Here is an 11563-nt window from a genome sequence, read left to right as displayed (position 1 = left end):
GCAGCGTAGCTTCGTGAAGCATGCAGTGCGGCACCGCCGTGGGAATCGCCAGGCGTGGAAGTGCCGGCCTGGATGCGGATCATCAAAGCACACCGGCAGTACGGATTTCGCTGTGCAGACCTGAACAAGGCAAGAAGAAGAACATGGAATTATTCAACAAGTCCGGCGCGATGATTTCATCGGTGTTCGTGATGGTGGGCGCCCTGATAGCCTGCCAGGCCAAGGAAGGCGCTGTTCCGCCCGCGCCCGTCATCGAGGCGGCGGCACAGCGCCTGAGCGCGCATGGCGGCGCAGCAGCGGAACGGCGGCTGCGCGAATGGGCCGACCAGGGCTCGATCGTGGCCAAGCGGGAGTTGGGCATGCTCTACCAGAACAAGACGCCGCGCCGCGGCGAAGCAATGCGCCTGTTCGAGGAAGCCGCACGTGCCGGCGACGCGGAGTCGGCATTCCAGCTTGCTGAAATGTATCATCGTGCGGCCGAAAACAGCGGCCGCCAGCCCGACAAGGCCTGGCCCCTGTATGCGCAGGCGGCCGAGCATCGCCATCCAAAGGCGGCCTTGCGCCTGGCTTCGCTGGCGAAAGACGGCAGCGAAGAGGCTGCCCGCTGGCTTGCCGCGGCCGGCCTTGTGAAGTAATCGGTTCGCAGTCTATCATGCGGTACCTGACGGCCGCATGCGGTTTTGCGGCGATGCCATTTGTCGCCATGCCGTCCGCGATTTGCGGTGTCCGCCGGCAGCCTTCCTGCCGGTCCAGCCAGCCCCCGACGACACGCCCCGCCTGCGCAGAACCTTGCAGTGCACACGGTGGACGGCACCGTTAACAAACGCCTTTAACATCACTTAACTTGCCTTCTCCGTATTGCAGTTTCATTATGCATGCATGAGAAGCAACAGCCATTTGCTGTTGCGGAACAGGAGAGACCATGCAAGCCAACCAGCCTTCCGTCCATATCATGCATGCCGATGCCGTCATGACGGCCGGCATCCATGCCCTGCTCGCCGACTGCGGCGGGTTCCACCTGACGCTGCAGGATCGGCAGCCCCAGGGCCAGGCGCACGCCCGCGTTATCATTGCCGATTACGATAGCGGTATCACGCTGGCGCGGCAATTATCGCCCGACCGTTACGGCGCTGCGCCGCGCGTGCTGATCGTGACGCAGCTCGACAAGGAATGGCAGGTACGCACGGCAATGGACAGCGGCGTGCATGGCTACCTGCTGCAGGGCTGTCCGGCGGACGAGCTGGTACGGGCCGTGCAGCAACTGAGCCAGGGCATGCGCTACCTGGCCGAGGCGGTCACACGCTGCGTGGCGGACAGCCTGAGCCGGGAATCGCTGACCGGGCGGGAGACGGATGTCCTGCTGCTGCTGGCCCGGGGCTGCTGCAACAAGTCGATCGCACGGGAGCTCGGCATCGGCGTCGGCACCGTCAAGACCCATGTCAAGGGCCTGATGAGCAAGCTCGATGCGACCGCGCGCACCCATGCGGTGGTGGTGGCCGCACAGCGCGGCCTGATCGGCAGCGGCACGCGCCTGCCGGCGCCATTGCCCGGCCGTCATCCGCGCGGCGTGGCCGCCATGCAATAAGCATGTCCACGATGGCAGGTATCGTTGAGGACGATCAACGAGCCTGCCCGGCGATTTCCTACGCTGGCAGTTCAGCCTGCAATGGAGACCGTCATGCCGAATCGCTTCCCCAGCACCAGCTTCCGTAACACGTCTATTCCCCAGCCTGTACGCACCGCGCTCGGTGCCCTGCCCCTTCTGCTGGCGCTGGGCGCATGCAGCCGCCCGCTTCCCGCCGATGACCTGATCGCCGACGCCCGCCGCTACCGCGACCAGGGTGATGCGAAGGCCGCCATCATCCAGCTGAAGAACGTCGTCCAGCAACAACCCGAACATGCGCTCGCGCGCCTGATGCTGGGACAGACTTACCTGGATACCGGCGACATGGCATCTGCGGAGAAGGAGCTGCGGCGGGCCCGCGACCTCGGCGCGCAAGCCGACCTCGTGCTGCCGGCACTCGGCAGGTCGCTGCTGTCGCAGGGCCAGTTCCAGCGCCTGCTGGACGAGTTTGCCGACGACGAGGGCAACGCCCAGATACTGGCGCTGCGCGGGCAAGCGCTGCTGGGCCTGAACCGGCCCGACGAGGCACGCTCCCGGTTCGAGCGCGCCCTGCAAGTGAAGCCCGGACTTGCGGACGCCACGCTCGGCCTGGCGAAGCTGGCGCTCATCGGTGACAAGTCCGACAAGGCCAGGGAACTGGTGGAGCAGGCGATCGTGCAGAATCCCGACAACGTGGAGTCGCTGCGCCTGAAGGGCGACCTGCAGCGCGCCGGCAATGATGCCGCTGCCGCGCGCAAGACCTACGAGCGTATCCTCGAAGTCAAGCCGAACAACGTGCAGGCCCACATCGACCTGGCCAACCTGGCGATCCAGGAAGATCGCCTGGACGACGCGCGCCAGCAGATCAAGCTGGCCCGCAAGGCCCAGCCGAAGAACCTGATGATCTCCTACTCGCAGGCATTGCTGGACTTCCGCGAAAAGCGCTACAAGGCAGCGCTGGAACAGGTCCAGCAGGTACTGCGCGCGGCGCCGGACCATATGCCGAGCGTGCTGCTGGCCGGCGCGGTATCGGTGCTGACGGGATCAGATACCCGGGCCGAGCAGTACTTGAACCAGTTCCTGCAGGCCAATCCCAACCATGCGTATGCGACGAAGTTGCTGGCAACGGTGGCATTGCGCAGCGGCAAACGAGACGATGCACTGAAGATGATGCGCAGCGCGTTGAAGGACGCCCCGAACGATGCCGATCTGCTGGCGCTGGCGGGCGAGGCGGAGATGCAGGCGCGCAATTTCACCCAGTCGGCCGCCTACTTCGAAAAGGCCAGCGCCCTGAGCCCGGAACGCTCGGACCTGCGGCTTGGCCACGGCCTCAGCCGGCTGAAGCTGGGGGACAATTCGAAGGCCATCGCCGAGCTGGAACGTGCGGCCGAGGGCGGCAGCGGCGCCGAGCGTGCCGGCACGCTGCTCGTGATGAGCCACCTGCGCGACAAGCAGTTCGACAAGGCGCTCGCGACGGTCGATGCGATGATCGGCAAGGGCGACAGCGCGCTGCTGCAGAACCTGCGCGCCGGCGTGCTGCTGGCACGCAGCGACCTCGACGGCGCACGCGCCGGCTTCAACAAGGCGCTCGCGCTCGAAGCGGGCCACCTGGCCGCCCTCGACAACCTGGCCAATCTCGACGTCATGGAGAAGAAACCGGACGATGCGCGCAAGCGCTACCAGACCGCACTGGCGGGGGACAAGAAGAACGCTGCGCTGATGACGTCTCTGGCCAGGCTCGAGGCGCGGCTGGGCAAGCCGGCCGAGGCCGTCCGCTGGCTGGAACAGGCGGCCAGGGAAAACCCGGACGACAAGGCATCGGCCCAGCAACTGGCGGACTTTTACCTGCGCACGGGCGACAAGCAGAAGGCCCTGACCCTGGCGCAGAAACTGCAAGCCACCGATACGGACGATGCCGGCGCGCTGGCCCTGCTCGCCCGGGCGCAGGAGCTCAACCGGCAGGACGAGGCCGCCCTGGAAAGCTACGAGCGCCTTGCGGCGATGCAGCCCAAATCGTCCGCCGTGCAAATCCGGATCGCCGCCCTCCACCTGGCGGCAAAGCGTCCCGACGATGCATTGCAGGCAGCGCGCAGGGCGCTGAAGGCCGATCCCGACAGTGTGGACGGGCTGATGCTCCAGCATGCGCTGCTGATCGACAGAAAGGCGCTGAGCGAGGCACTCGCGGCCGCCCAGGCGCTGCAGGCGCGCCACGCCGACTGGCCGCTCGGATTCAAGCTGGAAGGCGATGTGCTGATGGTCCAGCACAAGCCGGCCGACGCCGCGCAACGCTACCAGCGTGCTATCCAGGTCGCCCCGTCCGCGCAGATCGTGATCGCGTTGCACCGTGCCCTGCTCGGGGCAGGCAAGCGGCAGGAGGCGACGGCGCAGATGCGGCAATGGCTGGAAAAACAGCCGGCCGACACCGGGACGCGCATCTATTACGCCAGCACGCTGGCAGCGACAGGCGATTACAGGACCGCGAGCCAGCAATACGAGCAGGCCTTGCGCAACGCGCCGGAAGATCCCGTGACGCTGAACGAATACGCATGGGCGCTGCTCCAAATGAAGGACGACCGCGCGTTGGACATTGCCGAAAAAGCTTACAGGCTGGCGCCGAAAAGCGCGGCCATAGCCGATACGCTGGCGGCGATCTTGATCGACAAGGGCAACACGGCCCGCGCCCTGCCGCTGTTGAAAACGGCCACCGAACAGGCGCCGGCGGAGAACGACATCCGGCTGCGTTTCGCGCAGGTGCTGTTCATGACCGGCGACCGCAAGGGGGCCAGGGCACAGTGCGAACGGTTGCTGGCGGTGCGCGACTTCAAGCGCCATCCCGAGGTGCGGGCGCTGATGGCAAAACTGTGATCCATGCCGCACCGCCGCCCGTACGCCCGCCCGCCGGCGCGCAGACGGGCGAACCAGGGCCGCCGTGCCTGTGCGGCGCGGTGTTCAACCAGGCGGCCGCCCGCGTGCCGAATAGCGCCCCGGCGCAATGATGTTGGCCGGATCGAGCGCCGCCTTGATACGGCCGACCATGCGCCAGTAGGCGTCGTCGCCGTTGTCCAGGTCGGCCATCGACTGCAGGCCCACTCGGTAGGGAATGTACCCCGCCGCCATCATCGTTTCAAAGACCTGCCGGTAGCACAGGCGCGCCCGCGCCACTTCGGCCGGGTCCTCCGCGTCGTAAGCCACCGTCAGGACGCCGCCCAGCGCCCGCTCGTTGATCATGCTGAAGGTGACGAACAGATCGAAGCCATGCGTGCTGAAGATCGGCGCCGCCAACGCATGCACGCGCAGCAGGTCTTCGCCGCGCATCGGCAGCACCGGCGATACCCACAACATGCCGCAGCGGTCCAGCGCCGGGTTGGCATTGGCGGGAAAATCCGCCGGCAGGCCGCCGCGCCTGCGCCAGTAGGCGCCGGCCAGGAAGCGGCCGTTCGGAATGCCGCGGTTCATCTCGAACAGGGAACGCCCCAGCGCCACCTTGGCCGCCAGGCGCCTGCCCATGCCGGTACCCTTCAGCAGGCGCGCCGCGGTGTCCGCCAGGTTGAGCTTGCGCTCGTCGAGGAACTGGACCCTGGCCCGGGTCGGCGCCAGCGCCCGGCGCACCGCGCGCCGGGCGGCCGCGACCTGGTCGTTGCTGCCGTACAGGGCGCCGGAAACCGTCCACGCGCCCACGCCCGCGGCGGCCCGCAATTGCTGGCGCACCGCCTCCGGCAGCGGCACCTGGCCACCGGCCAGCTCGCGCGGAAACGTCGTGCCGCCGGAGATCACGCGCAGGTCGTTGCCGATGTGGAGGATGCTGCGCAAGGTGCCGTCGAGCCGCAGCGGACGCAGCGCGTCGATGATGGGGGCAATGTCCTGATGTTCCTGGACCATGCACAGGAAATGGTTCAGTGCTTCGGTCTTCGGCATCAGCCACAGGCCCAGGCTCGTGACGATGCCCATGTTCGACTGGGTGAACAGCCCGTCGACGTAGGGTCCCACGCCGTAGGGATAGACGCGGCGGTTGACCGAGGAAGGATAGTGACCGAAGCCGGTGTGCACGACATCGCCGTCGGCCAGCACCAGCTCCATGCCGGCCACGTTCTGGAAGCGGTTGCCATAGGGCGAGTGGCCGAAGCCGCGCTCCAGGATGTTGCCCATCAGGCTCGTGTCCGGTCCGGCGCCGGTGCAGTCCATCCACAGCGGCAGGTCGTGCTCCAGCAGGTAACGGGACAGCTGCTGCTGCGTCACGCCGGGCTCGATCACCACGTACGCAAGGGTGGCATCGACCTCCAGGATGCGATTCATCCGCGACAGGTCGACGATCGCATGGCCGTCGGCGAGCGCGCAGGCGTCGCCATACCCCCAGTTGCGGCCGGCACTGATCGGATACAGCGGGACCCGGTGCTCGGTGGCCGTTCGCACCACCTGCGCCACTTCGTCGGTGCTGACCGGCCGCAGGATCGCGAGCGGCCGCGTGCTCCAGGACGACGTGCTGGCGGCATAGCGGTCCAGCGTGGGGGCATCGACCAGCACGCGATCCTCGCCCAGCAGGCGGCGCCATGCCGCCAGCGCTTCTCCGGCAGCGGCCATCAGTCGCGCCCCTGCTTCAGGCGTGTCGTGATGCCGGGCTCGTCTTCCAGCGGGAAGAAATACGGGTAAAAGGACCGCTCGCCCGGCGCCTGCTCCATCTGGCCCGCGAACGTGCGGATCTGTTCTCCCATGTATTCGAGTTCGAGGCGCAGCAACACGGCCGGGGCACCGACGCGGGTGCACTGCCGCTCGCCGCCAAAGTCGCGGAAGCCCAGCATCCGCTTGTAGAACATCACATGGCGCGGATTGACCTCGATCACATAGTCGGAGTAGTGGTGGATATTGTGGGCGTAAATATACGAGATATGGATCAGCGATGCGAACACGCGTTTCGTCACGTCCTTGTCGATGGCGAGCCGGGATGGTTCGCACAGCAGGCGCCCGGCGGTGCGCAGTTCGTCGAGCTTGTCGCGAAAATTCTCGTCGGCGGGCAGGCCGATTTCAGGGTCGTCCAGACACAGCGACATCGTGCCGACCGTGACGCCGGCCGTTTCCGCATACAGCGTGATCCGGTTCGGCGCATGTTCGGTCTCCGCGTCGACATCGTAGCCCCGCCAGCCATACATCTTGCGCAACAGCAAATTTGCCGCCTCACGCCGGCCAGCGGTGCTGGCCATCCGGATATGGAAAAGCTGCATGTCGATCGGATGGGTGTGAGCCTTGCCGGCTTCCTGCTCCCGGATGACGAGGTCACGCAGTTTTGCGGCGGCTTCGAAGGATATGATGGTGTCGTCGTATTGCACGTCTGCTCCTGTGGTCTTGAAGATCTATGCACATCAGACTGCTGTAGGGGCAGCGAGTTCCACAAAGCGTCGGACTTTTTTGCAATTCGGGAAATGCTCCGCGCCGCGTTTTTGTAAGGTCTTGATTCTGCGTATCTAATGGCAAGTGGCACGAATGCTGCTGAGTAGTGGCTTGTCGGCACAGACCCCCTGGCCGTAACCACTTATCGAGGAGTAGCAAGCCATGAACATCATCAGGAAAGGTTTTCTGATCACGGCCACCGCCGTAACGCTCGCGTTCGGCGCCGCCGGCAGCGCCCAGGCACATGCTTTTGCGGATGCGATTCTGGAGATTAACAACCTGCGCTTCCTGAATTCCGGGGGCACGCAGTACACGCCGGCCGATTTCTCCACGCTGGAAATCAACAACTCGCGCCTGGCAACGGCATTTGTCTCCAGCCTGCCGCCCCTGCAGAGCAACACGGCCGGCGCGATCTGCGTCGGCACCTGCCCGCTCCCGGCACCGAATACCCCCCTGACGCCGCGCTTCGATCCGCTGGCAGTGTCGCCGCCCGCCGTCCTGACGACATTCGGTTACGGCGACACCGAACTGCTCGGCTCGGCGCTGGAACCAGGGGGCGCGAACGCTGCAACCCGGGCTACCGCCTCGGTCGGCACGAGCCCGAATACCGCATCGGGTACCGCCAACACGGGCACGGTGACGTCGTTCGAGTTCTCCCTGGGCTCGGCAGATTCGATCACCGTCGAATTCGATGCCGAGGCATACACCATCGCGCACGTGCCGCTCACCGCCGGGGCCGATTCGGTAGCCTCCGCCCGCCTGTCCTGGAGCATCAACATTATCGATCTGGAAACCGGCGAAAACGTCCTGTCGTATTCGCCGGACGAGATCAACGGCGATTCGCTGCGCAGCCGTACCCATGTCCTGCCAGGTGAGGATCCCTACAACTTCGCAGGCTTCCTGACGGCAACCAGCGACCTGCTGGAAGCCGGCACGATCTACCAGCTGACGATCTCCCATGCATCGTTTGCCGACGCGCTGCAGGAAGAAGTGCCGGAACCGGCAACGCTGGCCATCCTCGCAGCCGGCCTGCTCAGCATGTCGCTGGTCAGCCGCCGTCGCAAATCCTGACCTGATCTGATCCTTCGACCCACCGGGCGTACCGTCGGTTGCTGTGACGGTACGCCTTTTTTTTGACAGCACGCAAGTGCTCATCAGTTTCGGTCCGACAAGCCCTGCCCCAGCCATATACTCGATCGGACAAGGTCAATCGATCGGACCAGGTTCACGCGGAGAAACCGAATATGGAAGAAATCATCGCCCAGCTGCAATCCGGGTTGAAGGGAATCTGGAAGTATCGCTGGTGCGCAATACTCGTCGCCTGGCTCGTGGCGACTGGCGGCTGGATCAAGGTGTACCTGCTGCCGGACGATTACCAGACGACCGCCCGCGTATTCGTCGATACGCAGAGCATCCTGAAGCCACTGCTGTCGGGCATGACGTCGATGCCGAATGTCACACAGCAGGTGGCGATCATGAGCCGCACCCTTCTCAGCCGGCCAAACGTCGAACGCGTCATGCGCATGGTGGACCTGGATGTCAAGGCCACCACGCCGCGCGAGCATGAAAAGCAGGTCGATGATCTCATGCAGAAGATCCGCATCGGCGGCACCAGCACCTACGACATCTACACGATCAGCTACAGCAACAGCGATCCGCGCCTGGTGCGCGATGTGGTGCAATCGCTGCTCACGATCTTCGTCGAAGGGGGCTTCAAGGGCAAGAAGGGCGAATCGGACAAGGCCGTGCAATTCATCGACGACCAGATCCGTGCCTACGAAGACAAATTGCTGGCCGCGGAAAACTCGGTCAAGGAATTCAAGCTGAAGAACAATACCCTGTTGCCCCGGCAAGGACTCGATTATGGATCGCAATTGCTGATGTCGACGGACGCGCTGAACAACGCGAAGCTCGAACTCGTCGAAGCGGAACAGGCCCGCAACGCCATCAACGGGCAGATCCAGGGCGACGAACCGATCCTCGGCGCCGAGCTCGCCCCTGCATCGATCGACAATCCCGAGATCGACGGCCGCATCTCGGCCTTGACCAAGTCGCTCGACGCACTGCTGCTGCAGTATACCGAGGCCCACCCCGACATCATTTCCACGCGGCGCCTGATCGCGCTGCTTGAAGAAAAAAAGGTGCAGGAGGCCAAGACACGCGCCGCGCCGTCGGACCCAGGCAAGGGTTACAGTCCGATGCTGCAGCAACTGAAGGTCGCACTTGCCGAAGCGGATGCGCGCGTGGCATCGATCCGCGCCCGGGTGGCAGAGATGGAACAGCGGCATGAAACGCTGGTCGAGCAAAGCAAGGCCGTGCCGGAAGTGGAATCGCAACTGGCGCAGTTGAACCGGGACTACCTGATCAACAAGGACAATTACGAGAAGCTGATCGAGCGGCGCGAAGCGGCCAAGCTGTCTGGCGACCTCAGCACTACCACCGACATGTTGAGCTTCAAGATCATCGACCCGCCCACGGTGCCATTGCGTCCCACCGGGCCGAACAGAAAACTGCTGTATAGCGTCGTGTTCGGTGTGGCCGTGCTTGCCGGCGCCGCCGTGGCGTTGCTGATCAGTCAGGTACGTCCCACCTACCTGAGCCCCGCCGAATTGCGCGAGGCAACGGGCCTGCGCGTGCTGGGTGCCGTCGCGATGAACTGGACGGACCCGGAACGCAAGAAACGGCGCCGGGCCCACATGGGATTCGGCGCCGGCGTTGCATGCCTGTTCGTATCCTACGGCGGCGTGATGGCCCTTTCAATACTTCAGTCCTAGCAGGAGACGACGATGATCCCCGATACCACTGGCCCGCGCCTGGAACCGCTCCTCGTCAATCCCGATGCCCGGTTCGCGGACATCAATCTGCCGCGCCTGCAGCAGCTGGGCATGATCACGCACGATGGCGGCCGCAGCGGCGTCGCAGAGGACTTCCGCATCATCAAGCGCCCGTTGCTGCGCAGCGCGCGTGGCATCGAGGCACCGATCCACCATGGCAACCTGATCATCGTCACGAGCGCGCTGCCCGGGGAAGGCAAGACATTTTGCGCCATCAACCTCGCGATGAGCATGGCAATGGAGCGCGACACGACGGTGCTGCTGGTCGATGCCGATGTCGCGCGGCCGGCGCTGCTCAACGTGCTGGGTCTCGAAGCGCGTCCCGGTCTGATGGACGTGCTGCTGGATGAAGAACTCGATCTTTCGGACGTCATCCTGAGAACCAACGTGCCAGCGCTCAGCCTGCTCCCGGCCGGCCGGCGCAACAAGCATGCGACCGAGCTGCTGGCCAGCCGCAGCATGTCGCGGCTGCTGGACGACATCGCCAACCGCTATCCCGACCGCATCGTGATTTTCGACTCGCCGCCGTTGCTGCTCACATCGGAGGCGGGCGTTCTGGCCGCGCAGATGGGACAGGTCGTCATGGTGGTGGAGGCCGAACGCACCACCCACAGCTCGGTGCGCGAAGCGCTTCGACAAATCGAAGCCTGCCGCAATGTCAATCTCATCTACAACAAGACCCAGCCGTTTTCCGGCAACGACCCGTATGGCTATTACGACCAGGGCTGAACATGTTCCCATTGACCTCTCTGCTTTTCATCGCCGCAACGTTGCTGCTCTGTGCCTATACGCTGCACAAGGTGCGCCTGATCCACCTGATGCTCCACGATGTGCGCGACCAGTCGCACCGCGAGAGCGCCGGCCTGTTCCGTCAACTGGAAGCGTTGCAGGGGCTGTACACGGATCTGGGACTGTCGCGCAGCCTGCCCGATACGCGTGGCTGGGCCGCATCGCCGGACTTCCTGCTGGAACTGACGCGGCATGCGCTGGCCGACAGGCCCGGCGTCGTGGTCGAGTGCAGCAGCGGCACCTCCACGCTGGTGCTGGCACGCTGCATGCAAATCAATGGCGGCGGCAAGGTATATAGTCTGGCGCACGATGCGGCCTATGCGCGCGAAACACGCCGGCAGCTGGACAGGCATGGTTTGTCTGCGTGGGCCGAAGTCATCGACGCGCCGCTGACCGCCCAGGAGTTCGGCGGCGCCATCTGGCCCTGGTATGCAACGAACCGCCTGCCGCGCGACGCCGAGATCGACATGCTGGTCATCGACGGGCCACCCCAGGCGACACGTTCGCTCGCCCGTTACCCCGCCGGCCCCGCATTGTTCGGCTGTCTTTCTCCTGGCGCGGCGGTGTTCCTCGACGACGCGTACCGGCCGGACGAGCAGCAAATACTGCGCCGCTGGGCGGACGAATATCCTGAAATCGAGCAGCGCCTGCTGCCGTGCGAAAAAGGCTGCGCCGTCCTGCGCTACCGACCGCGCGCCTGAGCTGCAGCACTGCTTGCGCTGCGGCGAAGCATTCCGGTCATGCCAATTTCGACTCTCCTCCATCATTGCCCGCAGCGCGCGTACGCATTCGTTGCACTCCGTACAGCACGCATTGCAAGACATGGGCAGTGCGACCGAAGGCGCGGCTTCACTGCGCCGTGCACTGCCAACGGAGCCGAGCAGCTCTCACAGGCCTGAGTGTCGTGGATGACTGCCGTGTACGACCGCGGTGGACGACCGCGGTAGACGACTGC

9 protein-coding genes are annotated in these 11563 nt (G+C 65.0%); 7 read left to right on the top strand and 2 right to left on the bottom strand.

Going from position 1 to position 11563, the window contains the following annotated elements:
• Window positions 1–20: 20 nt before the first annotated feature.
• The 3 genes from GJV26_RS30015 (at window position 21) to prsT (ending at window position 4468) form a co-directional block, all read left to right on the top strand.
• Window positions 21–635, top strand: coding sequence for an SEL1-like repeat protein (locus GJV26_RS30015; RefSeq protein ID WP_189442044.1), 615 nt, complete (start codon window positions 21–23; stop codon window positions 633–635).
• A 287-nt stretch (window positions 636–922) separates the two neighbouring features.
• On the top strand, window positions 923–1585 hold the full coding sequence (locus GJV26_RS27945; RefSeq protein WP_229419476.1) for a LuxR C-terminal-related transcriptional regulator: 663 nt from the start codon (window positions 923–925) through the stop codon (window positions 1583–1585).
• Window positions 1586–1678: 93 nt separating this feature from the next.
• On the top strand, window positions 1679–4468 hold the full coding sequence (gene prsT / locus GJV26_RS27940) for an XrtA/PEP-CTERM system TPR-repeat protein PrsT (protein WP_173346297.1): 2790 nt from the start codon (window positions 1679–1681) through the stop codon (window positions 4466–4468).
• An 84-nt stretch (window positions 4469–4552) separates the two neighbouring features.
• On the opposite strand, the gene GJV26_RS27935 is transcribed toward prsT, so the two are convergent.
• Window positions 4553–6181: an FAD-binding oxidoreductase gene (locus GJV26_RS27935; RefSeq protein WP_155711836.1), complete on the bottom strand. Its 1629-nt coding sequence runs from the start codon at window positions 6179–6181 to the stop codon at window positions 4553–4555.
• On the bottom strand, window positions 6181–6924 hold the full coding sequence (locus GJV26_RS27930; protein WP_189442042.1) for an N-acyl amino acid synthase FeeM domain-containing protein: 744 nt from the start codon (window positions 6922–6924) through the stop codon (window positions 6181–6183). The genes GJV26_RS27935 and GJV26_RS27930 overlap by 1 nt, the downstream gene beginning before the upstream one ends.
• 223 nt (window positions 6925–7147) lie before the next feature.
• Between GJV26_RS27930 and GJV26_RS27925 the strand changes: the two genes are divergently transcribed.
• The 4 genes from GJV26_RS27925 to GJV26_RS27910 all read left to right on the top strand — a co-directional run bounded on the left by GJV26_RS27925 (window position 7148) and on the right by GJV26_RS27910 (window position 11309).
• A complete protein-coding gene (locus tag GJV26_RS27925; RefSeq protein WP_155711835.1) occupies window positions 7148–8056 on the top strand; it encodes an EDSAP-1 family PEP-CTERM protein in 909 nt (302 codons plus the stop codon).
• 173 nt (window positions 8057–8229) lie between these two features.
• Window positions 8230–9759: an XrtA system polysaccharide chain length determinant gene (locus tag GJV26_RS27920; protein ID WP_155711834.1), complete on the top strand. Its 1530-nt coding sequence runs from the start codon at window positions 8230–8232 to the stop codon at window positions 9757–9759.
• A gap of 12 nt (window positions 9760–9771) precedes the next feature.
• Window positions 9772–10548: an XrtA-associated tyrosine autokinase gene (locus tag GJV26_RS27915; protein ID WP_155711833.1), complete on the top strand. Its 777-nt coding sequence runs from the start codon at window positions 9772–9774 to the stop codon at window positions 10546–10548.
• 2 nt (window positions 10549–10550) lie between these two features.
• Window positions 10551–11309, top strand: coding sequence for a class I SAM-dependent methyltransferase (locus GJV26_RS27910; RefSeq protein ID WP_155711832.1), 759 nt, complete (start codon window positions 10551–10553; stop codon window positions 11307–11309).
• Window positions 11310–11563: the final 254 nt, after the last annotated feature.

Source organism: Pseudoduganella dura, from assembly GCF_009727155.1.
Classification (GTDB): domain Bacteria; phylum Pseudomonadota; class Gammaproteobacteria; order Burkholderiales; family Burkholderiaceae_D; genus Rugamonas; species Rugamonas dura.
Note: the sequence above shows the minus strand (reverse complement) of the source record. Positions and strands in the feature narration are given on the sequence as shown.

What these genes read in the sequence shown, in the direction of transcription:
- GJV26_RS30015 (WP_189442044.1), top strand. Translation starts at nt 21, where the DNA reads ATGCAGTGCGGCACCGCCGTGGGAATCGCCAGGCGTGGAAGTGCCGGC.
- GJV26_RS27945 (WP_229419476.1), top strand. Translation starts at nt 923, where the DNA reads ATGCAAGCCAACCAGCCTTCCGTCCATATCATGCATGCCGATGCCGTC.
- prsT (WP_173346297.1), top strand. Translation starts at nt 1,679, where the DNA reads ATGCCGAATCGCTTCCCCAGCACCAGCTTCCGTAACACGTCTATTCCC.
- GJV26_RS27935 (WP_155711836.1), bottom strand. Translation starts at nt 6,181, where the DNA reads ATGGCCGCTGCCGGAGAAGCGCTGGCGGCATGGCGCCGCCTGCTGGGC.
- GJV26_RS27925 (WP_155711835.1), top strand. Translation starts at nt 7,148, where the DNA reads ATGAACATCATCAGGAAAGGTTTTCTGATCACGGCCACCGCCGTAACG.
- GJV26_RS27920 (WP_155711834.1), top strand. Translation starts at nt 8,230, where the DNA reads ATGGAAGAAATCATCGCCCAGCTGCAATCCGGGTTGAAGGGAATCTGG.
- GJV26_RS27915 (WP_155711833.1), top strand. Translation starts at nt 9,772, where the DNA reads ATGATCCCCGATACCACTGGCCCGCGCCTGGAACCGCTCCTCGTCAAT.
- GJV26_RS27910 (WP_155711832.1), top strand. Translation starts at nt 10,551, where the DNA reads ATGTTCCCATTGACCTCTCTGCTTTTCATCGCCGCAACGTTGCTGCTC.